Here is a 23,395-nt window from a genome sequence, read left to right as displayed (position 1 = left end):
CTTTCTTTTACCTAACCGGCATTACTTCTTAGCAGTTTTACCTTCTTTACGACGTACATATTCGCCTTCGTAACGAATACCTTTACCTTTGTAAGGCTCTGGTGGACGAACGTCACGAATATTTGCAGCTAATGCACCTACGCGTTCTTTATCAATACCTTTAATAACGATCTTAGTTTGAGAAGGAACTTCGATTTCGATTCCTGTTTCAGGAGTAATCTCAACTGGGTGAGAGTATCCAACGCTCAATACTAATTTGCTACCAGATTTTTGTGCACGGTAACCTACACCGACTAATTCTAAACCACGTTCGAATCCTTTAGTAACACCTTCAACCATGTTACCTAAAAGGCTACGAGTAGTTCCGTGAAGAGCGCGGTGCTCTTTATTGTCGCTAGGACGATTAACAACTAATACGTTGTCTTCAACTTTAATTTCGATTTCAGGGTGGAATGTACGAGTTAATTCACCCTTTGGTCCTTTTACAGTTACAGTGTTGCTCTCGTTCGTAACTGTAACACCTGCTGGAAGTTCTAAAGGCTTTTTACCAACACGTGACATAGTTACACCTCCATTCACATTTAAAACTTATTACCAAACGTACGCTAATACTTCTCCACCAGTTTGCTTTTGACGAGCTTCTTTGTCAGTTAAAACACCTTGAGAAGTAGAAACGATTGCGATACCTAAACCGTTAAGTACACGTGGTACTTCGTTAGTTTTTGCATAAACACGTAGACCAGGTTTACTGATACGTTTTAAGCCTGTAATTACACGTTCGTTATTTGAACCGTATTTTAAGAAGATACGGATAATACCTTGTTTGTTGTCTTCGATGTATTCTACATCACGTACGAAACCCTCACGCTTAAGGATTTCTGCAATTTGCTTCTTAATGTTAGAAGCAGGAACTTCAATTTTCTCATGACGAACCATGTTCGCATTGCGGATACGAGTTAGTAAATCTGCAATAGGATCAGTCATTACCATATTAATTTACCTCCTTCCCAAACTTGGGTTTTACCAACTAGCTTTTTTAACACCAGGAATTTGACCTTTATAAGCAAGCTCACGGAAACAAATACGGCAAAGCTTGAATTTACGTAGTACTGAGTGTGGACGTCCACAACGTTCGCAACGTGTATACTCTTGTACTTGGAATTTTTGCTGGCGTTTTTGCTTCGCAATCATTGATTTTTTAGCCACATTTTCGCCTCCTCTGCTTAACGTTGGCAGTTATTACTTCTGGAATGGCATACCGAACTGAGTTAAAAGCTCACGAGCTTCTTCATCAGTGTTTGCTGTTGTAACAATAACGATATCCATACCACGAACTTTAGTTACTTTATCATAATCGATCTCTGGGAAGATCAATTGTTCTTTAACACCTAACGTGTAGTTTCCACGACCATCAAATGCTTTTTTAGATACACCACGGAAATCGCGCACACGTGGAAGTGATACTGATACTAGTTTATCGAAGAATTCGTACATACGCTCGCCGCGTAAAGTAACTTTCGCACCGATTGGCATACCTTCACGAAGACGGAAACCAGCGATAGATTTTTTCGCACGAGTTACAACAGGTTTTTGACCAGTGATTTCAGCTAGTTCTTCAACAGCGTTATCTAAAGCTTTTGAGTTAGAAACAGCATCACCGATACCCATGTTGATTACGATCTTGTCGATTTTTGGCACTTGCATTACAGATTCATAATTAAACTTGCTAACTAGAGCAGGAGTAATCTCTTTTGTAAATTTCTCTTTAAGACGGTTCATGTGAACTAAACCTCCCTTCACATTTCATTAATTATTTATCTAAAGTTTCACCAGATTTTTTTGCTACACGTACCTTTTTGCCATCGATAACTTGGTACCCAACACGAGTTGGCTCACCAGATTTAGGATCCAACGGCATTACGTTTGATACGTGGATAGGTGCCTCTTGGCTAACGATTCCACCTTGTGGATTTACTTGAGAAGGTTTAGAGTGTTTTTTCACAACGTTCACGCCTTCAACAAGTACACGGTCTTTCTTTGGGAAAGCTGCAAGTACTTCACCTTGCTTACCTTTGTCTTTACCAGAGATAACCACTACTTTGTCGCCCTTTTTAACATGCATCCTATTCGCACCTCCTTAAAAGGCATTTTGTATTTGTTCTATATATCAATTAGATAACTTCTGGAGCTAATGATACGATCTTCATGAAGTTGTTATCACGTAATTCACGAGCAACTGGTCCGAAGATACGAGTACCACGTGGTCCTTTGTCGTCACGGATGATTACGCAAGCATTTTCGTCGAAACGGATGTAAGAACCGTCAGTACGGCGAACACCACTTTTTGTACGTACAACAACAGCTTTAACAACGTCACCTTTTTTAACAACGCCTCCTGGTGTTGCTTGTTTCACCGTACAAACGATAACATCACCAATGTTTGCTGTCTTGCGACCTGAACCACCAAGTACTTTAATAGTAAGTACCTCACGTGCACCAGAGTTGTCTGCAACTTTTAAACGAGATTCTTGTTGAATCATGTACGAAACCTCCCTTCGGATGAATCATTCTTATCCGATCTATCTTAACTATTAGATGATAACAGCTTTTTCTACAACTTCTACTAGACGGAAACGTTTAGTAGCTGATAACGGACGAGTTTCCATGATCTTCACGATATCGCCTAGTTGAGCTGTATTGTTTTCATCGTGAGCTTTGAATTTCTTTGAGTATTTTACACGCTTGCCATAAAGCGAATGCTTTTTGTAAGTTTCAACAAGAACAGTAACAGTCTTATCCATTTTGTCAGAAACTACGCGGCCAGTGTAAACTTTACGTTGGTTGCGTTCACTCATTCTGAAAGCCTCCTCTCAGACTTAATTATTTATTAGCAGCAATCTCTCTTTCACGAACTACAGTTTTCATACGAGCGATCGATTTGCGCACTTCGCGAATACGAGTAGTATTCTCTAATTGTCCAGTCGCTAATTGGAAACGAAGGTTAAACAACTCTTCTTTTAAAGCCTTAACTTTTTGTTCAATTTCAGCAGTGGTAAGGTCACGAATTTCATTAGCTTTCATTAGAATCACCACCAATTTCTTCACGTTTTACAAACTTACATTTTACAGGTAGCTTGTGTGCAGCTAAACGTAAAGCTTCACGTGCAACCTCTTCAGATACACCTGAAATTTCAAACATTACTTTTCCAGGTTTAACAACTGCTACCCAACCTTCAGGAGCACCTTTACCAGAACCCATTCGGACTTCTAGAGGCTTAGCAGTATAAGGTTTAGAAGGGAAAATTTTAATCCATACTTTACCGCCACGTTTCATGTAACGAGTCATTGCGATACGAGCAGCTTCGATTTGACGGTTTGTAATCCAAGAAGCTTCAGTAGCTTGTAAACCGAATTCACCGAAATGTACTTCCGTACCACCTTTAGCGCGTCCACGCATTTTTCCGCGGTGTTCACGACGATATTTAACGCGTTTTGGTAATAACATAATTATTTTCCTCCTTCCTCAGTTTTCTTTTTAGTAGGAAGAACCTCTCCACGATAGATCCATACTTTCACACCAAGTTTACCATAAGTAGTATCTGCTTCAGCGTGAGCATAGTCAATATCAGCGCGAAGTGTATGAAGTGGAACTGTACCTTCACTGTAATATTCAGAACGAGCAATATCAGCTCCGCCTAAACGACCAGATACCATTGTTTTGATACCTTGTGCGCCAGCACGCATGCTACGTTGGATAGCTTGCTTTTGAGCACGACGGAATGATACACGGTTCTCAAGTTGGCGAGCGATGTTTTCTGCTACTAGTTTAGCATCTAAATCTGCTCGTTTAATTTCAAGGATGTTAATGTGTACACGCTTGCCTGTTAATTGGTTAAGAGCTTTACGAAGTGATTCTACTTCAGTACCACCTTTACCAATTACCATACCAGGTTTTGCAGTGTGGATCGTTACGTTTAAGCGGTTAGCAGCGCGTTCGATTTCAACTTTAGAAACAGCTGCATCGTTTAAACGTTTAGCGATATATTCACGTACTTTTAAGTCTTCATGTAATAAGTCAGCGTAGTCTTTGCCAGCGAACCATCTTGATTCCCAATCACGGATGACACCGACGCGAAGACCGACCGGATTTACCTTTTGACCCATGAATTATCCCTCCTTCTTTTCTGATACCACGATTGTGATGTGGCTTGTGCGCTTGTTAATTTGGCTTGCACGTCCCATAGCGCGTGGACGGAAACGTTTTAAAGTTGGACCTTCGTTAACAAAAGCGTCAGTAATAACTAAATTGTTAGCGTCCATTTCATAATTGTGTTCTGCATTGGCAATAGCAGATTTTAATACTTTCTCAACGACTGGAGAAGCAGCCTTTGGCGTGTGAAGTAGCACTGCTAGCGCTTCACCCACTTGCTTACCTCGAATTAAATCTACAACTAAACGAACTTTACGAGGAGCAATACGTACTGTTCTCGCGACAGCTTTAGCTTGCATTTAAAAGCCTCCTCTCATATTAGCGTCTTGTTTTCTTATCATCACTTGCGTGACCTTTGTAAGTACGAGATGGTGCGAATTCACCAAGTTTGTGACCTACCATGTCTTCAGTAACATAAACTGGTACATGTTTACGACCGTCATATACAGCAATTGTATGACCAATGAACTGAGGGAAGATAGTTGAACGACGAGACCAAGTTTTTACTACTTGCTTGCTGTCAGTTTCGTTTAACTTCTCAATTTTGTTGATTAAATGGTCATCTACAAAAGGTCCTTTCTTTAAGCTGCGACCCATAAATGAACCTCCCTTCGTGATTGTCCTACGGTTCGTTTGAACCGTAGCTCAATCCCGTTATTTTTTACGACGACGAACGATAAATTTATCGGATTTGTTTTTCTTCTTACGAGTTTTGTAACCAAGTGTTGGTTTACCCCATGGACTCATTGGAGACTTACGTCCGATTGGAGCACGTCCTTCACCACCACCGTGTGGGTGATCGTTAGGGTTCATTACAGAACCACGTACAGTTGGACGGATACCTAACCAACGAGAACGACCGGCTTTACCGATGTTGATTAACTCGTGTTGTTCGTTACCAACTTGACCTACAGTTGCACGACAAGTTGCAAGAATCATGCGTACTTCACCAGAAGTTAAACGTACTAATACGTATTTACCTTCTTTACCAAGTACTTGAGCAGATGTACCTGCAGAACGAACTAATTGTCCACCTTTACCAGGTTTCAATTCGATGTTGTGTACTACTGTACCAACAGGAATGTTAGCTAAAGGAAGCGCGTTACCTACTTTAATGTCAGCTTCAGGACCTGACATAACTTCTAAACCTACTTTTAGGTTTTTAGGAGCAAGGATGTAACGTTTTTCACCATCAGCATAATGAATTAATGCGATGTTAGCTGAACGGTTTGGATCATATTCGATTGTAGCAACGCGTCCAGGTATTCCATCTTTATCGCGTTTAAAATCGATGATACGGTATTGACGCTTGTGCCCACCACCTTGGTGACGAACAGTCAATTTACCTTGGTTGTTACGACCACCTTTTCTCTTGACAGGTGCAAGTAACGATTTTTCTGGTTTGTCAGTAGTAATTTCAGCGAAATCAGAAACTGACATGCCACGACGACCATTTGAGGTTGGTTTATACTTTTTAATCGCCATCTCAATTTCCCTCCTTCTCTAGTAATCTTAAGCTTCGAAGAATTCGATTTCGTTGCTCTCTTGAGTTAGTGTTACTACCGCTTTACGACGACGGTTAGTAAGACCACTGTAGCGACCTACACGCTTGAATTTACCTTTGTAGTTCATGATGTTTACTTTTTCAACTTTTACGTCAAAGATTTTTTCGATAGCATCTTTAACCTCAGTTTTATTAGCTCTTACATCAACATCAAACGTATATTTTTTCTCAGCCATTAAGTCTGTTGAACGTTCTGTAATTACGGGGCGCTTAATAATATCACGAGGATCTTTCATTATGCAAGCACCTCCTCTACTTTTTCAACTGCGTCTTTAGTGATTACAAGCTTATCATGGTTCATAACGTCTAATACGCTTAAACCATTAGCTGCAACAACTGTTACACCAGGAATATTACGTGCTGAAAGTGCAACGTTTTCGTTAAGATCAGCAGTTACTACTAATGCTTTGCGTTCTACTGTTAGGTTTTTAAGAACTGCTACCATTTCTTTTGTTTTTGGAGCATCAAAAGAAAGAGCTTCAAGAACAACGATGCTGTTATCTTGAACTTTAGTTGATAATGCAGACTTAATTGCTAAACGACGAACTTTTTTAGGTAATTTGTAGCTATAGCTTCTTGGAACTGGACCAAATACTACGCCACCACCACGCCATTGTGGAGAACGGATAGATCCTTGACGAGCACGACCAGTACCTTTTTGACGCCATGGCTTACGGCCACCGCCTCTTACTTCAGAACGATTTTTAACTTTAGAAGTACCTTGACGTTGAGATGCGCGTTGCATTACGATCGCGTCGAAAAGTACTTTGTTGTTTGGTTCGATACCGAAAACGGCATCTTGAAGTTCGATTTCTCCAACGTTTTCACCGTTTTGGTTAAACAATGCTACTTTTGGCATTGGTTATTCCTCCTTTCTCGAAGAATTATTATTTAGATTTAACTGCAGATTTAACAGTAACTAGAGATTTTCTAGCTCCTGGCACGTTACCTTTTACTAATAAAAGATTGCGTTCTGCGTCAACTTTAACGATTGATAAGTTTTGCACAGTGATGCGCTCTCCACCCATGCGTCCTGGTAATAATTTACCTTTGAATACGCGGTTTGGAGCTACAGGACCCATTGAACCTGGGCGACGGTGGTAGCGAGAACCATGAGACATAGGTCCGCGAGATTGTCCGTGGCGTTTAATAGCACCTTGGAAACCTTTACCTTTCGAGATTCCTGTTACATCAATTACATCGCCTTCTGCGAAAATATCAACCTTGACTTCTTGACCAACTTCATATGCTGAAGCGTCCACACCGCGTAACTCACGGATGAAGCGCTTAGGAGCAGTATTAGCTTTAGTAGCATGTCCTTTTGCAGGTTTGTTAGATAGTTTTTCACGGATATCTTCGAAACCTAATTGGATTGCTTCGTAACCGTCTGTCTCAGCGTTTTTAACTTGAAGAACTACGTTAGCAGAAGCTTCAATTACTGTTACTGGGATCAAGTCACCATTTTCAGCAAATACTTGAGTCATACCGATCTTTCTTCCTAAGATTCCTTTGGCCATTAGTCACACCTCCTAAGTATCTTTTCATTCTTTATTTTAAATTAAAGTTTAATTTCGATATCTACACCAGATGGTAAGTCTAAACGCATTAATGAATCAACAGTTTGTGGTGTTGGATTCACGATATCAATTAAGCGTTTATGCGTGCGCATTTCGAACTGCTCACGAGAATCTTTATATTTGTGTACTGCACGTAGAATTGTATAAATTGATTTTTCAGTCGGTAATGGAATCGGACCAGATACAGCCGCACCAGAACGTTTTGCAGTTTCTACGATTTTCTCAGCAGATTGATCAAGAATTCTGTGATCATATGCTTTTAAACGAATGCGAATTTTTTCTTTTGCCATTATTTTCCCTCCTTTTTCGCCTATTTTACAATAGACATTCTCCGCGGAAATTTCCCCACACTCGCCATGGCAAAGCGGCCGGGTGTGTCGGCAACCTTCCGCATCATCGCAGTCAAAGACCAACATTTTTATTATACTAAAAATGGGTTCATATTGCAACAATAAAGTTAAAAAACTTTTTATGTGTCGCACACTTTTCTCATTATATATAAAAGGAGATCATTTTGCAAGTGTAATAGTAAAAACTATCTTTACCTTTTATCACCAAATAAAAAAGGAGTAGGTTACCCTACTCCCTTTACTGAAACGAGAAATTACTCGCTGATTTTAGCTACAACGCCAGCGCCTACTGTACGTCCACCTTCACGGATTGAGAATTTAGTACCTTCTTCAATCGCGATTGGAGCGATAAGTTCAACAGTCATTTCGATGTTGTCGCCAGGCATTACCATTTCTACGCCTTCAGGTAAGTTACAAATACCAGTTACATCAGTTGTACGGAAGTAGAACTGTGGACGGTAGTTTGTGAAGAATGGAGTGTGACGTCCACCTTCGTCTTTAGAAAGAACGTATACTTCAGCAGTAAATTTAGTGTGTGGAGTGATTGAGCCTGGTTTAGCTAATACTTGTCCACGTTGGATTTCTTCACGTGCTACACCACGAAGTAAAGCACCGATGTTGTCGCCAGCTTCAGCATAGTCAAGAAGCTTACGGAACATTTCTACACCTGTTACAGTAGTAGATTTTGGCTCTTCAGTTAAACCGATGATGTCGATAACGTCACCAACTTTAACTTGTCCACGCTCTACACGACCTGTAGCAACTGTACCACGACCAGTGATTGAGAATACGTCCTCAACTGGCATCATGAATGGTTTTTCAGTGTCACGTTCTGGAGTTGGGATGTACTCATCAACAGCGTCCATAAGCTCGATGATTTTAGCTTCCCAATCAGCTTCGCCTTCAAGAGCTTTAAGAGCAGAACCTTTGATTACTGGTACATCGTCACCAGGGAAGTCGTATTCAGAAAGAAGGTCACGTACTTCCATTTCTACTAATTCAAGTAGCTCTTCGTCGTCTACCATGTCACATTTGTTTAAGAATACAACTAGGTAAGGTACACCTACTTGACGAGAAAGAAGGATGTGCTCACGAGTTTGTGGCATTGGACCATCAGCAGCAGATACTACTAAGATACCGCCATCCATTTGAGCAGCACCAGTGATCATGTTTTTAACATAGTCAGCATGTCCTGGGCAGTCAACGTGTGCATAGTGACGAGTGTCAGTTTCGTACTCAACGTGTGCAGTTGAGATTGTGATTCCACGCTCGCGCTCTTCTGGAGCAGCGTCGATCATGTCGTAAGCCATTGCTGCACCTTTACCACTTTTCTTAGCAAGAACAGTAGTGATAGCAGCTGTTAAAGTTGTTTTACCATGGTCAACGTGACCAATTGTACCGATATTGGCATGTGTTTTTGAACGGTCGAATTTTTCCTTAGCCATTCGAAAATCCTCCTTAAAATTCATGTAGTTTATGTTTTATGAGGCCGTGAAAGGGAACGAGCTCCACTTTCACAGCGTACATAAGTAGTTATACTTCAATAAAGAGTGAAAATCAATTATTCACCTTTATTTTTTTTAATAATTTCTTCTGAAATTGATTTAGGAACTTCTTCGTAGTGATCGAAGTGCATAGAATATGTTCCGCGACCTTGAGTGTTTGAACGTAATGCAGTTGCATAACCAAACATTTCAGAAAGTGGAACGAATGCACGTACAACTTGAGCGTTACCGCGTGCTTCCATACCTTCTACACGTCCACGACGAGACGTAATGTCACCCATGATATCTCCTAAGTATTCGTCAGGGATAACAACTTCAACCTTCATCATTGGTTCAAGGATAGCTGGGCTACATTTTGATACTGCGTTTTTAAGAGCCATAGAAGCGGCAATTTTAAACGCCATCTCACTTGAGTCAACGTCATGGTAAGATCCATCAACTAAAGCAGCTTTGATATCGATTAATGGATAACCAGCAACAACACCGTTTTGTAATGCATCTTCAAGACCAGCTTGAACTGCAGGGATGTATTCACGTGGAACTACACCACCAACGATTTTGTTCTCAAATTCAAAGCCTTTTCCTTCTTCGTTAGGCTCGAACTCAATCCAAACGTGACCGAATTGTCCACGACCACCAGATTGACGAGCGAATTTACCTTCAACTTTCGCACCAGCGCGGAAAGTTTCACGGTAAGCTACTTGAGGAGCACCAACGTTTGCTTCTACTTTGAATTCGCGACGCATACGGTCAACGATGATGTCAAGGTGAAGCTCACCCATACCAGAGATGATGATTTGACCAGTCTCTGTATTAGTTTCCGCACGGAAAGTTGGATCTTCTTCTTGTAACTTTTGAAGAGCTGTAGTCATTTTATCTTGGTCAGCTTTTGATTTTGGCTCAACAGATAAAGAGATAACTGGCTCTGGGAATTCCATAGACTCAAGAATTACAAGACTCTTTTCGTCACATAGAGTATCACCAGTAGAAGTATCTTTTAATCCTACAGCTGCCGCGATATCTCCAGCGTATACTTCAGAAATCTCTTCACGAGAGTTAGCATGCATTTGTAGGATACGACCTACACGCTCACGCTTACCTTTTGTAGAGTTTTTGATGTATGAACCAGAGCTTAGTACACCAGAGTACACACGGAAGAACGTTAATTTACCAACATAAGGGTCCGTCATAACTTTGAACGCTAATGCTGAGAAAGGAGCGTTGTCGCTAGACTCACGCGTAACTTCTTCTTCTGTGTCAGGTACGATACCTTGGATTGCTGGTACATCAACTGGAGATGGTAAGTAGTCAATTACTGCATCTAGCATTAATTGTACACCTTTGTTTTTGAATGCTGAACCACAGATAACTGGGTAGAATTCAACGTCACAAGTACCTTTACGGATACCAGCTTTTAGTTCTTCAACTGTAAGCTCGCCTTCGTCTAAGTACTTCATCATTAATTCTTCATCAAGTTCTGCAACAGCTTCTACTAAGCTTGCACGGTATTCTTCAGCTTGCTCTTTGTATTCCTCAGGAATTTCACGAGACTCTGAACGAGTACCTAAGTCATCTTCGTAGAAGTATGCTTTCATTTCTACTAGGTCAATGATTGCTTCGAAATCATCTTCAGCACCAATTGGCAACTGAATTGGGTGAGCATTTGCACCTAAACGATCGTGGATCGTTTTTACAGAGTACAAGAAGTCAGCACCAATTTTATCCATTTTGTTAACGAATACGACACGGGGAACGCCGTACGTAGTCGCTTGACGCCATACTGTTTCTGTTTGAGGCTCAACACCAGATTGAGCATCAAGAACTGCCACAGCGCCATCAAGTACACGTAATGAACGCTCAACTTCAACAGTGAAGTCTACGTGTCCAGGAGTATCAATGATGTTAACGCGGTGACCTTTCCAAGAAGCAGTTGTCGCAGCAGACGTGATAGTGATACCACGTTCTTGCTCTTGCTCCATCCAGTCCATTTGTGAAGCTCCTTCATGAGTTTCACCAATTTTATGGATACGGCCAGTATAATAAAGAACACGCTCAGTTGTTGTTGTTTTACCAGCATCAATGTGAGCCATGATCCCAATATTACGAGTGTTTTCTAAGGAGAACTCTCTTGCCATCTTAGGTATTTCTCCTTCCATATTATAATTTGTTTTTTAAAAAGTTTCGTTAAAAGATTACCAACGGTAATGAGCAAACGCTTTGTTAGCTTCTGCCATTTTGTGAGTATCTTCACGTTTCTTAACTGCAGCACCAGTGTTGTTAGCTGCATCAAGGATTTCGTTAGCTAAACGCTCTTCCATCGTTTTTTCTCCACGAAGACGAGCATAGTTTACTAACCAACGAAGACCTAAAGTAGTACGACGCTCTGGACGTACTTCTACAGGAACTTGGTAGTTAGAACCCCCTACACGGCGTGCTCTAACTTCTAGTACAGGCATGATGTTTTTAAGAGCTTGGTCGAATACTTCCATAGCTTCTTTACCACTGCGCTCTTGTACTAAATCGAATGCTCTATAAAGAATAGCTTGTGACTTACCGCGCTTTCCATCAAGCATCATTTTGTTGATTAAGCGAGATACAAGCTTAGAATTGTAAATCGGATCTGGTAATACGTCTCTTTTTGCAACAGGTCCCTTACGTGGCATTCTACTTCCTCCTTTCACTTTTAAAAGTTTATCTATTAATTGTTAAGCTATTATTTTTTAGCTGCTTTTGGTCGCTTAGTACCATATTTAGAACGACCTTGCATACGGCCATCCACACCAGCAGTATCAAGTGCACCACGTACGATATGGTAACGTACCCCTGGTAAATCTTTTACACGTCCACCGCGGATAAGTACCACGCTGTGTTCTTGTAAGTTGTGACCAATACCTGGGATATAAGCTGTTACCTCGATACCGTTTGTTAAACGTACACGAGCATATTTACGAAGAGCCGAGTTCGGTTTCTTCGGTGTCATAGTACCCACACGTGTACATACACCACGTTTTTGTGGAGAAGATTGGTTAGTTTGAGCTTTTTTGAAGCTGTTGTAACCTCTGTTTAAAGCAGGTGAGTCAGATTTTTTACCTTTACTCACACGACCATTACGGATTAATTGGTTAATAGTAGGCATTTAAATTTTCCTCCTTTCGCCTTTTGTAAGACCACACATCCAGGTGGTTCATTTTTTAGCAAAAAACAAAGTCTTTGAAACTAAAAGTTCAAAAACGTGTTAACTAATAATTGCAACAGTTGCAGCGTTAACTTCTATCCTACAAGCTTGACCAAGCTTTCGCATAGAAGGGACATACGTATACGGAACGTTTTCTTGCTGTGCTGTTTTTGCCACAATGGATGTGACATAAAAATCAGCGTCTTCAGCAATGATGACTTCCTTTACTGTACCTTTTTTTAATGCTTTCACCGTCTGCTTTGTTCCTACAATAATATGATCAGCCTGTAATACTTTTTCATAAGACATTATCATATCCTCCAAAGTAACAGGTAGTTTATAGGAGCACCTTTGATATAGTATCATTCCCTAGAATGGATGTCAACTAACGTTTTGTAGTTTTTTTAAAAAACATCCATTCTAGAGTAATGATTTTATAATTAGTCGATTGTTACCGTTTCTTCAGCTTGGTTTTTGATCGGTTCAGCATTACGATATCTCGTCATACCTGTACCAGCCGGAACTAGCTTACCAATGATAACATTCTCTTTAAGTCCAAGCAACTCATCACGTTTTCCTTTGATTGCAGCATCCGTAAGAACACGCGTTGTTTCTTGGAATGATGCAGCAGATAAGAAGGAATCAGTTTCAAGAGATGCTTTTGTAATACCAAGTAATACAGGACGGCCTGTCGCTGGACGATTGCCTTCAAGTAATACTTTTTCATTTGCATCAGTGAATTGGTGAATATCAAGTAATGAACCTGGTAATACATCTGTATCTCCTGAATCCATTACGCGCACTTTACGAAGCATTTGGCGAACCATTACCTCTACGTGTTTATCTCCAATTTCTACCCCTTGCATACGGTATACTTTTTGCACCTCACGAAGCAAGTACTCTTGTACAGCCGTGATGTCTTTTACTTTTAGTAATTCTTTAGGATCAATTGAACCTTCTGTTAATTCTTGACCACGTGCAATGCGCTGTCCTTCAATAACTTTCAGACGTGCACTGTACGGAGCTGTGTAAGAACGAGTTTCAATCTCTCCTTGAACAGTAATTTCATGTTGACGATCGCGTCCTTCAGAAATGCCGGCAATTGTACCTTCAATTTCAGAAATAACGGCTTGACCTTTAGGGTTACGCGCTTCGAAGATCTCTTGGATACGCGGTAAACCTTGAGTGATATCGTCTCCAGCAACCCCACCTGTATGGAATGTACGCATCGTTAACTGTGTACCTGGCTCACCAATAGATTGAGCAGCGATGATACCAACTGCTTCACCCACTTCAACTTCTGAACCAGTTGCAAGGTTACGACCGTAACATTTTTTACATACACCGTGGCGAGTGTTACAAGTGAATGCAGAACGAATCCATACTTCTTCAACACCAGCATCCACAATTGTTTCAGCTAGGTCTTCTGTAATTAGTTCGTTTTCTTTCACTAACACTTCGTTTGTTCCTGGGTGAAGCACTGTTTTTCTTGCATAACGTCCAATCAGACGCTCATCAAGTTTCTCAATTTCTTCTGTTCCTTCTTTGATTGCAACAGCCAGAATACCGCGGTCTGTACCACAGTCGTCATCACGTACGATAACGTCTTGTGCCACGTCAACCAGACGACGAGTAAGGTAACCTGAGTCAGCTGTTTTAAGAGCCGTATCGGCAAGACCTTTACGTGCACCATGGGTAGAGATAAAGTACTCTAATACTGTTAAACCTTCACGGAAACTAGATTTGATTGGTAACTCAATGATACGACCAGACGGGTTGGCCATTAGTCCACGCATACCTGCAAGCTGAGTGAAGTTAGATGCGTTACCACGGGCACCAGAGTCACTCATCATGAAGATTGGGTTGCGTTTGTCTAATGACGCCATTAATTTACCTTGGATAACGTCTTTCGCACTACTCCATACAGAGATAACACGATCATAACGCTCATCTTCAGTAATTAAACCGCGACGGAATTGTTTTAGTACGTTATCTACTTTAGCTTGCGCTTCTGTTAAGATAACTTCTTTTTCTCCTAAAACCACGATATCAGCTACACCAACTGTAATACCGGCTTTAGTAGAATATTTGAAACCTAGGTCTTTCATGCGGTCAAGCATTTTAGAAGTCTCAGTAATTTTAAAACGTTTAAATACTTCAGCGATGATATTACCTAAGATTTTTTTCTTGAACGGTGCGATAGCCGGTTGATTCTTGATGAATTCCTTCACATCTGCACCTTTTTCAACAAAGTACTTCTCAGGAGTTTTCACTTCTAAGTTTTCTCTTGTTGGTTCGTTAATGTATGGGAACGATTTTGGTAAAATTTCGTTGAAAACTAATTTACCAACCGTTGTAACAAGCAATTGTTGATTTTGTGCTTCTGTAAACGTTTCGTTGTTTAAAGAACCTGCATACACTGCTACACGTGTATGAAGATGCACATAACCGTTTTGGTACGCTAATAGTGCTTCATTTGTATCCTTGAACACCATACCTTCTCCAACTGCCTCTTCACGCTCAAGCGTTAAGTAGTAGTTACCTAATACCATATCCTGTGAAGGTGTAACAACTGGTTTACCATCTTTAGGGTTCAAGATATTTTGAGCAGCAAGCATTAAGATACGTGCTTCTGCTTGTGCTTCTGCAGATAATGGAACGTGAACCGCCATTTGGTCACCGTCAAAGTCAGCGTTATATGCTGTACATACAAGCGGGTGAAGACGGATAGCGCGACCTTCTACAAGCGTAGGTTCAAATGCTTGAATACCTAGTCTGTGTAGCGTTGGTGCACGGTTTAAAAGAACTGGATGCTCTTTAATAACCGATTCTAATACGTCCCATACTTCAGGTTGCACACGTTCAATTTTACGTTTTGCACTCTTGATGTTATGAGCTAAACCGCGTTCAACAAGCTCTTTCATTACGAAAGGTTTGAAAAGCTCTAACGCCATTTCTTTTGGAAGACCACATTGATACATCTTTAAGTTCGGACCTACAACGATTACCGAACGGCCAGAGTAGTCAACACGTTTACCTAATAAGTTTTGACGGAAGCGACCTTGCTTACCTTTTAACATGTGAGAAAGAGATTTTAATGGACGGTTACCTGGTCCTGTTACCGGACGGCCGCGACGACCATTATCGATTAATGCATCTACAGCTTCTTGAAGCATACGCTTTTCGTTTTGAACGATAATGCTAGGAGCTCCAAGGTCTAATAAACGCTTTAAGCGGTTGTTACGGTTAATTACACGGCGATATAAATCATTTAGATCAGACGTAGCAAAGCGTCCACCATCTAATTGAACCATTGGACGAAGTTCTGGCGGAATAACCGGTAGAACGTCTAAAATCATCCAAGAAGGTTCGTTACCAGAATGACGGAAAGCCTCTAGTACTTCTAAACGTTTGATAGCACGTGTACGACGTTGACCTTGAGCAGTTTTCAATTCTTCTTTCAAAGCATCTACTTCTTTATCAAGATCGATGTCATGCAATAATTTTTTAACAGCTTCAGCACCCATTGCTGCATGGAAAGTTTGTCCGTACTTCTCACGATACGCACGGTATTCTTTCTCTGATAAAAGCTGTTTCTTTTCAAGTGGTGTATCACCAGCATCTGTTACTACATAAGAAGCAAAATAAATGATTTCCTCTAGCGCACGAGGGGACATGTCTAAGACAAGTCCCATGCGGCTAGGAATACCTTTAAAGTACCAAATATGAGAAACAGGTGCAGCTAGCTCGATGTGACCCATGCGTTCACGACGAACTTTTGCGCGCGTAACTTCTACGCCACAACGATCACATACAACACCTTTATAACGAACGCGCTTATATTTTCCGCAGTGACATTCCCAGTCCTTTTGTGGACCAAAAATACGCTCACAGAATAAGCCGTCTTTTTCAGGTTTTAACGTACGATAGTTGATCGTTTCAGGTTTTTTTACCTCACCGTACGACCAAGAACGAATTTTATCTGGCGAAGCTAGACCGATTTTCATATACTCAAAGTTATTTACATCTAGCAAGGAGCCTACCTCCCTTTTAATCTACAGGTTTTTTCCCTTAACGTTTATATGAAAGTAATTCCTTACTCTTTTGTGACAGGATCTTTTTGTCCTTCAGAAAGGCTTTCTTCGTTATCTGCAATAATTGATTCTGTTGGTTGCTCATGGTCCTCTTCTGAGTCCATGATATCAATTTCTTGCTCGTCAGCAGAAAGCATCTTCACATCCATACCTAAACTTTGTAGTTCTTTAATTAATACTTTGAACGATTCAGGTATGCCAGGTTCTGGAATGTTTTCACCTTTAACAATTGCTTCGTATGTTTTTACACGACCTACTACGTCATCTGATTTCACTGTTAAAATCTCTTGTAATGTGTAAGCAGCACCGTATGCTTCAAGTGCCCATACCTCCATCTCACCAAAACGCTGTCCACCGAACTGCGCTTTACCACCAAGTGGTTGTTGTGTAACAAGTGAGTATGGTCCAGTAGAACGAGCGTGAAGTTTATCGTCTACCATGTGAGCAAGTTTGATCATGTACATGATTCCTACTGATACACGGTTATCGAATGGTTCACCTGTTCGACCATCATATAGAACTGTTTTAGCATCACGAGACATGCCAGCTTCTTCGATTGTTGCCCAAACGTCTTCCTCACGCGCACCATCAAATACTGGAGACGCAACGTGAATGCCAAGCTTACGAGCAGCCATACCTAAATGAAGCTCTAGCACCTGACCGATGTTCATACGAGATGGTACCCCTAATGGGTTTAACATGATGTCAATTGGCGTACCGTCTGGTAGGTAAGGCATATCTTCTTCAGGTAAAATACGTGAAATTACACCTTTGTTACCGTGACGACCGGCCATTTTGTCACCTTCAGAAATTTTACGCTTCTGAACAATGTATACACGGACTAATTGGTTTACACCTGGTGGTAATTCGTCGCCATCTTCACGGTTGAAGACTTTAACATCAAGAATGATTCCACCGCCGCCGTGCGGTACACGAAGAGAAGTATCACGAACTTCACGCGCTTTTTCACCGAAAATAGCGTGTAGAAGACGTTCTTCAGCTGTTAGTTCTGTTACACCTTTTGGCGTTACTTTACCAACTAAAAGATCTCCGTCTTTTACTTCTGCACCAATGCGGATGATTCCACGCTCATCTAAGTTGCGAAGCGCATCTTCACCTACGTTTGGAATGTCACGCGTAATTTCTTCAGGTCCAAGTTTCGTATCACGAGACTCAGATTCATATTCTTCAATATGAACAGACGTATATACATCGTCTTTCACAAGGCGCTCACTCATGATGATGGCATCCTCATAGTTGTAACCATCCCATGTCATGAAACCAACCATTACGTTTCGTCCTAAAGCAAGCTCACCTTTTTCCATTGAAGGACCGTCGGCTAAGATCTCACCTTTTACTACTTCGTCGCCAACTGAAACAATTGGACGCTGGTTGTAACAAGTACCTTGGTTAGAACGAACAAATTTCAATAATTTGTATTGATCTAAGTTACCTTTAACTTTTTGTCCGTCTACTTCTTCATAGCGGCGAACAAAAATTTGTTTTGCTTCTACGCGCTCTACAACGCCAGGATATTTACAAATCACGGCTGCACCAGAGTCTTTACCAGATACGTATTCCATACCTGTACCTACGATTGGTGCTTCAGGATTTAATAAAGGTACTGCTTGACGTTGCATGTTCGCACCCATTAATGCACGGTTAGAGTCATCGTTCTCTAAGAATGGAATACATGCTGTAGCGGCAGATACAACTTGTTTTGGTGATACATCCATATAGTCTAAACGATCGCGACGGATAACCGTGTTTTCTCCACGGAAACGTGCAACGACATTTTCATCTAAGAATGAACCATCATCACCTAGACGAGCGTTCGCTTGGGCTACAACATAGTTATCTTCTTCATCAGCTGTTAAGTAGTCAATTCGCTCTGTCACTTTACCTGTTTCAGGATCGATACGACGGTAAGGTGTTTCGATGAAACCGAATTTGTTTACTTTTGCATAAGAAGATAGTGAGTTGATTAACCCGATATTCGGACCCTCTGGCGTTTCAATCGGACACATACGGCCATAGTGGGAGTAGTGAACGTCACGCACTTCGAAACCAGCGCGCTCACGCGTTAAACCACCAGGTCCTAGAGCTGAAAGACGACGTTTGTGCGTCAATTCGCCTAATGGATTCGTTTGATCCATGAACTGTGATAATTGAGAACTTCCAAAGAACTCTTTAATCGCTGCAATAACTGGGCGAATATTAATTAATTGTTGAGGTGTAATTGTATTCGTGTCTTGAATTGACATTCTTTCACGAACAACACGTTCCATACGAGATAAACCGATACGGAATTGGTTTTGTAACAATTCACCTACAGAACGCAGACGACGGTTACCTAAATGGTCGATATCATCTGTGTCTCCTACTTGATGAAGCAAGTTAAAGAAGTAACTGATTGATGCTAAAATATCAGCAGGTGTGATATTTTTAACTTCTTCTGTTACATACGCGTTACCTGATACAGTGATGATTTTTTCACCTTCTGGATCATTTGGCGCATAAATCTTAATAGATTGTAATGTAACATCGTCTTCTACTACTCCACCAACCGGACTATAAGTTTTGAAGTTTACTCCACCTTCAAGCATCGGAATCAAGCGATCTAGCAGACGGCGGTCAATCATTGCGCCTTTTTCTGCAATAATTTCACCTGTTTCAGGATCAACTAATGTTTCAGCTAGCTTTTGATTAAATAAGCGATGTTTGATATGAAGCTTTTTATTAATTTTATAGCGACCTACGTTCGCTAAGTCATATCGTTTTGGATCAAAGAAGCGAGATACTAATAGAGACTTCGCATTCTCAACTGTCGGTGGTTCACCCGGACGTAAACGCTCATAGATTTCTAATAGCGCTTTTTCCGTTGTTTCCGTATTATCTTTTTCAAGCGTATTACGGATGTATTCATTATCACCGATTAAATCGATAATCTCTTGGTCAGAACCGAAACCTAGCGCGCGTAACAGCACTGTTACTGGCAGTTTACGAGTACGATCAATACGCACGTATACTACATCTTTTGCATCAGTTTCATATTCTAGCCATGCACCACGGTTAGGGATAACAGTTGCTGTATATCCTTTTTTACCGTTTTTATCAAGCTTTCCACTATAGTAAACACTTGGTGAACGAACCAACTGTGATACGATAACACGCTCAGCACCGTTAATTACAAAGGTACCTGTTTCGGTCATCAATGGGAAATCTCCCATGAACACATCTTGGTCTTTTACTTCACCTGTTTCTTTATTAATTAACCGCACCTTAACACGAAGAGGTGCTGCATAAGTTACATCACGTTCTTTAGACTCTCCTACTGAATACTTTGGCTCACCTAAGCTGTAATCAATAAATTCTAGTGATAAGTTACCCGTAAAATCATCAATTGGAGAAATATCTTGGAACATTTCTCGTAAACCTTCATCTAAAAACCATTGGTATGAAGCCGTTTGAATCTCGATTAAGTTCGGTAACTCTAAAACTTCACTAATACGAGCATAACTTCTGCGTTGGCGGTGGCGTCCATACTGAACTAGTTGACCTGTCAACTGATTCACCCCTCAAATCAAGCGTTATTATTCAAAATATATAATAAACCATATGTTTATTATTGAACAAAAGAAAAATGGTCTCTTTAAATAGAAAACCACAATTTCATAAAACGTACTATTGATTTTATTAGTTTTTCCCATATAATTCAAAATTATACCTTTTATTTTATGTATAACCCGAGCTCATATGGAATATTTATATATTGGCATTTTATAATGCTAACATACTAAAAAATATTAGTCAACATTTTTTAGCACATATGATATAATACCCTTTTTTCTTTTCTACTACTTCTACTTCATTAAATAGAGATTCTAATTTCGCAAGAGCAGATGGCGCTCCTTGCTTTTTCTGAATCACAATCCAAAGTTCTCCTTGGTCAGCAAGGTGATCTAATGATTTTTCTAGAATTTCATGAACAACTTTTTTACCCGCACGGATCGGCGGATTACTAAGAATAGCTGCAAAATTCGTTTCCTTCACATTTTCATAGCAAGAGCTTTGATAGATTGAAACATTTGATACTGAATTAACTTCAGCATTTTTTTGAGCTAGTGCTAATGCACGTTCATTAACATCGACCATATGAACGTTTCTTTGGCTGTCCTCTTTTGCAAGCGCCAACCCAATTGGGCCATATCCGCATCCAACATCCAGAAGCGGGCCGGGACTCTCAGGCATTTGAAACGTTTCAATTAACAGGCGCGATCCAAAATCGATCTCTTTTTTTGAAAAAACACCGCGGTCACTCGTAAATGAAAAAGCGGTTCCTCTCAATTCAAATGAAAAGCGCTCTTCATTACTTGCAGACGATGGTGTATTAGAAAAATAATGTTCTGTCAAAATAGAACCTCCTAATCAATATGTTCTTCTTTACTATAAATGAAAAGGATGACAGAAGCAAAAAAGCTCGCTTGTACAAGCGAGCTTTTTTATATCAGTTGTTAAGCAATAATTACTTAACTTCTACAGAAGCGCCAACTTCTTCAAGTTTAGCTTTTGCTTCTTCAGCTTCTTCTTTAGAAATACCTTCTTTAAGAGCTTTTGGAGCGTTATCAACGATTTCTTTAGCTTCTTTTAAGCCAAGACCAGTGATTTCACGTACTACTTTGATAACTTTGATTTTTTGTCCGCCAGCACTTTCAAGTACTAGGTCAAATTCAGTTTTCTCAGCAGCAGCTTCACCAGCAGCACCGCCAGCTACAGCTACAGGAGCAGCAGCAGTTACGCCAAATTCTTCTTCGATTGCTTTTACTAAATCGTTAAGTTCTAAAACAGTCATATTTTTAACTGCTTCAATGATTTGTTCTTGAGTCATTGTTAATTTCCTCCTTGTGATTGTGTTATATATAACAGACTAGATTATGCACCTTGTTCTTCTTTTTGATCTGCCACAGCTTTTGTAGCAAGAGCAAGGTTGCGAATTGGAGCTTGAAGCACGCTAAGCAACATAGAAAGTAAGCCTTCGCGAGATGGTAGTTCTGCAAGTGCTTTAATTTCTTCAACAGATGCAACATTACCTTCAATTACACCAGCTTTGATTTCTAACGCTTCGTGTTCTTTCGCGAAGTTGTTTAGAATTTTAGCTGGAGCAACAACATCTTCTCCACCAAATGCGATTGCATTTGGACCTACTAACGCATCATTAAGATCTGTTAGTTCAAGTTTTTCTACAGCACGGCGAGTTAAAGTGTTTTTGTAAACTTTGAACTCAATGCCTGCTTCACGTAATTGCTTACGAAGTTCAGTAACTTCAGCAACATTCAAACCACGGTAGTCAACGACAACTATTGAGTTACTCGCTTGAAGTTTTTCAGCAATTTCGTCTACGACTTGTTTCTTTTGTTCAATTACGTTGCTCATCTTTACACCTCCTGTAGATTTCCTTCCGTACACTCAGACAAGGTGCAATAAAAAACCTCCATGACAATAAAGACATGGAGGTGTAGTAAGCGAACCATAACGTTTCACTAATTTATCTCACACACCTCGGTAGGAAATTAAGCTTTGCAGCACCTACTGTCTACGGTACAAATGTTATTCTTTTTAACAACATTATCTATTATAATCAGGGACTTTCAAAAAGTCAACACCGATTTATTTCCAAATTTATCAAGCAGAGAATGAAGCAGTATCAACTTTGATACCAGGGCCCATTGTTGAAGTAACAGCTACGTTCTTCATGTATGTGCCTTTTGCTGCTGCCGGCTTAGCTTTTACCATAGTTTCGAAGATTGTAGTGAAGTTTTCAACTAACTTGCTCTCTTCGAAAGATACTTTACCGATTGGTACGTGGATGTTACCAGCTTTATCAACGCGGTATTCTACTTTACCAGCTTTGATTTCGTTAACTGCTTTTTGAACATCAAATGTTACTGTACCAGTTTTAGGGTTTGGCATTAAACCTTTAGGTCCTAATACACGACCAAGTTTACCAACTTCACCCATCATGTCTGGAGTAGCTACGATTACATCGAACTCGAACCAACCTTGTTGGATTTTGTTGATGTAGTCAGCATCGCCAACGTAGTCAGCGCCTGCAGCTTCAGCTTCTTTAGCTTTTTCGCCTTTAGCGAATACTAATACACGTTGAGTTTTACCTGTACCGTTTGGTAGTACTACTGCACCACGAATTTGTTGGTCAGCTTTCTTAGGGTCAACTCCTAAACGGAATGCTACTTCTACAGTTGCATCAAATTTAGTTGTGTTTGTTTTCTTTACTAATTCAATCGCTTCTTGTACTGAATAAGTTTGTGTACGATCTACAAGCTTAGCAGCTTCAACGTACTTTTTACCTTTTTTAGCCATTTTTGTTTCCTCCTTATGTGGTTTTAACGGAATAACCTCCCACTAATAAAGGTTGCGAGCATAGGAAAACTTCCATTTCTCGCAACCTTCTAACACCCAATCAAATGGAATTAGTCTTCAACTACGATTCCCATACTGCGCGCTGTACCTTCTACCATGCGCATTGCAGATTCAACGCTAGCAGCGTTTAAGTCAGGCATTTTAGTTTCAGCAATCTCACGCACTTTGTCACGCTTGACTGTTGCAACTTTATTACGGTTTGGTTCACCAGAACCAGACTCGATACCAGCCGCTTTCTTAAGTAGTACAGCAGCAGGTGGAGTTTTCGTAATAAATGTAAATGAACGGTCTTCAAATACCGTGATTTCAACAGGAATGATAAGACCAGCTTGATCAGCTGTGCGAGCGTTAAACTCTTTACAGAAACCCATGATGTTAACACCGGCTTGACCTAATGCAGGACCAACTGGTGGCGCTGGATTTGCTTTACCTGCAGGAATTTGTAACTTAACAAGTTTAATTACTTTTTTAGCCACGAGACA

29 protein-coding genes and 1 other annotated feature are annotated in these 23,395 nt (G+C 40.5%); all 29 genes read right to left on the bottom strand.

What is annotated here, in order from left to right; all coding sequences use genetic code 11:
* Positions 1-21: 21 nt before the first annotated feature.
* Entirely contained in the window at positions 22-561 is a 540-nt protein-coding gene (gene rplF / locus ACN6NE_RS11670) for a 50S ribosomal protein L6 (protein ID WP_013054942.1), read from the bottom strand.
* Positions 562-591: 30 nt separating this feature from the next.
* A complete protein-coding gene (gene rpsH, locus ACN6NE_RS11665; RefSeq protein WP_013054941.1) occupies positions 592-990 on the bottom strand; it encodes a 30S ribosomal protein S8 in 399 nt (132 codons plus the stop codon).
* 30 nt (positions 991-1,020) lie between these two features.
* Positions 1,021-1,206 (bottom strand): type Z 30S ribosomal protein S14, encoded by a 186-nt coding sequence (locus ACN6NE_RS11660; protein ID WP_013054940.1) that lies wholly within the window; start codon positions 1,204-1,206, stop codon positions 1,021-1,023.
* Positions 1,207-1,239: 33 nt separating this feature from the next.
* Positions 1,240-1,779, bottom strand: coding sequence for a 50S ribosomal protein L5 (gene rplE, locus ACN6NE_RS11655; protein WP_013054939.1), 540 nt, complete (start codon positions 1,777-1,779; stop codon positions 1,240-1,242).
* Between the two features lie 31 nt (positions 1,780-1,810).
* Positions 1,811-2,122 (bottom strand): 50S ribosomal protein L24, encoded by a 312-nt coding sequence (gene rplX, locus ACN6NE_RS11650; protein ID WP_013054938.1) that lies wholly within the window; start codon positions 2,120-2,122, stop codon positions 1,811-1,813.
* 49 nt (positions 2,123-2,171) lie between these two features.
* Positions 2,172-2,540, bottom strand: a complete 369-nt coding sequence (gene rplN, locus ACN6NE_RS11645) for a 50S ribosomal protein L14 (protein ID WP_013054937.1) — start codon at positions 2,538-2,540, stop codon at positions 2,172-2,174.
* A gap of 51 nt (positions 2,541-2,591) precedes the next feature.
* A complete protein-coding gene (rpsQ, locus tag ACN6NE_RS11640; RefSeq protein WP_013054936.1) occupies positions 2,592-2,855 on the bottom strand; it encodes a 30S ribosomal protein S17 in 264 nt (87 codons plus the stop codon).
* A 25-nt stretch (positions 2,856-2,880) separates the two neighbouring features.
* Entirely contained in the window at positions 2,881-3,081 is a 201-nt protein-coding gene (rpmC, locus tag ACN6NE_RS11635) for a 50S ribosomal protein L29 (protein WP_013054935.1), read from the bottom strand.
* Positions 3,071-3,505 carry a 50S ribosomal protein L16 gene (rplP, locus tag ACN6NE_RS11630; RefSeq protein WP_013054934.1) on the bottom strand — a complete coding sequence of 145 codons (435 nt, stop codon included), beginning with the start codon at positions 3,503-3,505 and terminating at the stop codon, positions 3,071-3,073. The genes rpmC and rplP overlap by 11 nt, the downstream gene beginning before the upstream one ends.
* Positions 3,506-3,507: 2 nt before the next feature.
* Positions 3,508-4,164 carry a 30S ribosomal protein S3 gene (rpsC, locus tag ACN6NE_RS11625; protein WP_013054933.1) on the bottom strand — a complete coding sequence of 219 codons (657 nt, stop codon included), beginning with the start codon at positions 4,162-4,164 and terminating at the stop codon, positions 3,508-3,510.
* 3 nt (positions 4,165-4,167) lie between these two features.
* Positions 4,168-4,509, bottom strand: coding sequence for a 50S ribosomal protein L22 (rplV, locus tag ACN6NE_RS11620; protein ID WP_013054932.1), 342 nt, complete (start codon positions 4,507-4,509; stop codon positions 4,168-4,170).
* A gap of 19 nt (positions 4,510-4,528) precedes the next feature.
* Positions 4,529-4,807, bottom strand: coding sequence for a 30S ribosomal protein S19 (rpsS, locus tag ACN6NE_RS11615; RefSeq protein WP_013054931.1), 279 nt, complete (start codon positions 4,805-4,807; stop codon positions 4,529-4,531).
* Positions 4,808-4,864: 57 nt separating this feature from the next.
* Positions 4,865-5,695 carry a 50S ribosomal protein L2 gene (gene rplB / locus ACN6NE_RS11610; RefSeq protein WP_013054930.1) on the bottom strand — a complete coding sequence of 277 codons (831 nt, stop codon included), beginning with the start codon at positions 5,693-5,695 and terminating at the stop codon, positions 4,865-4,867.
* 27 nt (positions 5,696-5,722) lie between these two features.
* Positions 5,723-6,010: a 50S ribosomal protein L23 gene (gene rplW / locus ACN6NE_RS11605; protein ID WP_013054929.1), complete on the bottom strand. Its 288-nt coding sequence runs from the start codon at positions 6,008-6,010 to the stop codon at positions 5,723-5,725.
* Complete coding sequence (gene rplD / locus ACN6NE_RS11600) at positions 6,010-6,633, bottom strand: 50S ribosomal protein L4 (protein WP_013054928.1); 624 nt, start codon at positions 6,631-6,633, stop codon at positions 6,010-6,012. Before rplD ends, rplW begins: the two co-directional genes overlap by 1 nt.
* 28 nt (positions 6,634-6,661) lie before the next feature.
* The gene (gene rplC, locus ACN6NE_RS11595) at positions 6,662-7,291 is read right to left on the bottom strand and encodes a 50S ribosomal protein L3 (protein ID WP_013054927.1); all 630 of its coding nucleotides are present in this window, start codon (positions 7,289-7,291) and stop codon (positions 6,662-6,664) included.
* Between the two features lie 41 nt (positions 7,292-7,332).
* Positions 7,333-7,641, bottom strand: a complete 309-nt coding sequence (gene rpsJ, locus ACN6NE_RS11590; protein ID WP_013054926.1) for a 30S ribosomal protein S10 — start codon at positions 7,639-7,641, stop codon at positions 7,333-7,335.
* A 314-nt stretch (positions 7,642-7,955) separates the two neighbouring features.
* On the bottom strand, positions 7,956-9,146 hold the full coding sequence (tuf, locus tag ACN6NE_RS11585; protein ID WP_013081371.1) for an elongation factor Tu: 1,191 nt from the start codon (positions 9,144-9,146) through the stop codon (positions 7,956-7,958).
* Between the two features lie 116 nt (positions 9,147-9,262).
* Positions 9,263-11,341 (bottom strand): elongation factor G, encoded by a 2,079-nt coding sequence (gene fusA, locus ACN6NE_RS11580; RefSeq protein ID WP_129705677.1) that lies wholly within the window; start codon positions 11,339-11,341, stop codon positions 9,263-9,265.
* Positions 11,342-11,398: 57 nt separating this feature from the next.
* Positions 11,399-11,869: a 30S ribosomal protein S7 gene (gene rpsG / locus ACN6NE_RS11575; RefSeq protein WP_013054923.1), complete on the bottom strand. Its 471-nt coding sequence runs from the start codon at positions 11,867-11,869 to the stop codon at positions 11,399-11,401.
* Positions 11,870-11,919: 50 nt separating this feature from the next.
* Positions 11,920-12,342, bottom strand: coding sequence for a 30S ribosomal protein S12 (gene rpsL, locus ACN6NE_RS11570; protein WP_013054922.1), 423 nt, complete (start codon positions 12,340-12,342; stop codon positions 11,920-11,922).
* A 99-nt stretch (positions 12,343-12,441) separates the two neighbouring features.
* Positions 12,442-12,690 (bottom strand): 50S ribosomal protein L7ae-like protein, encoded by a 249-nt coding sequence (locus tag ACN6NE_RS11565; RefSeq protein WP_013054921.1) that lies wholly within the window; start codon positions 12,688-12,690, stop codon positions 12,442-12,444.
* 131 nt (positions 12,691-12,821) lie between these two features.
* Positions 12,822-16,415, bottom strand: coding sequence for a DNA-directed RNA polymerase subunit beta' (gene rpoC / locus ACN6NE_RS11560; RefSeq protein ID WP_013054920.1), 3,594 nt, complete (start codon positions 16,413-16,415; stop codon positions 12,822-12,824).
* Positions 16,416-16,477: 62 nt separating this feature from the next.
* Positions 16,478-20,041 (bottom strand): DNA-directed RNA polymerase subunit beta, encoded by a 3,564-nt coding sequence (rpoB, locus tag ACN6NE_RS11555; RefSeq protein ID WP_013081368.1) that lies wholly within the window; start codon positions 20,039-20,041, stop codon positions 16,478-16,480.
* Positions 20,042-20,285: 244 nt separating this feature from the next.
* On the bottom strand, positions 20,286-20,888 hold the full coding sequence (locus ACN6NE_RS11550) for a class I SAM-dependent methyltransferase (RefSeq protein ID WP_474325333.1): 603 nt from the start codon (positions 20,886-20,888) through the stop codon (positions 20,286-20,288).
* A gap of 112 nt (positions 20,889-21,000) precedes the next feature.
* Positions 21,001-21,363 carry a 50S ribosomal protein L7/L12 gene (gene rplL / locus ACN6NE_RS11545; protein WP_013054917.1) on the bottom strand — a complete coding sequence of 121 codons (363 nt, stop codon included), beginning with the start codon at positions 21,361-21,363 and terminating at the stop codon, positions 21,001-21,003.
* 44 nt (positions 21,364-21,407) lie between these two features.
* The gene (gene rplJ / locus ACN6NE_RS11540) at positions 21,408-21,908 is read right to left on the bottom strand and encodes a 50S ribosomal protein L10 (protein WP_013054916.1); all 501 of its coding nucleotides are present in this window, start codon (positions 21,906-21,908) and stop codon (positions 21,408-21,410) included.
* A gap of 40 nt (positions 21,909-21,948) precedes the next feature.
* Positions 21,949-22,092: a sequence feature (ribosomal protein L10 leader region), on the bottom strand.
* Positions 22,093-22,157: 65 nt separating this feature from the next.
* A complete protein-coding gene (gene rplA, locus ACN6NE_RS11535) occupies positions 22,158-22,853 on the bottom strand; it encodes a 50S ribosomal protein L1 (RefSeq protein ID WP_013054915.1) in 696 nt (231 codons plus the stop codon).
* A gap of 110 nt (positions 22,854-22,963) precedes the next feature.
* Positions 22,964-23,389: a 50S ribosomal protein L11 gene (gene rplK / locus ACN6NE_RS11530; RefSeq protein WP_013054914.1), complete on the bottom strand. Its 426-nt coding sequence runs from the start codon at positions 23,387-23,389 to the stop codon at positions 22,964-22,966.
* Positions 23,390-23,395: the final 6 nt, after the last annotated feature.

The sequence above is a fragment of the Priestia sp. 53B2 genome, from assembly GCF_056099005.1.
The sequence above is the reverse complement of the archived record's forward strand: the minus strand, read 5'-3'. Positions and strand labels throughout refer to the sequence as shown.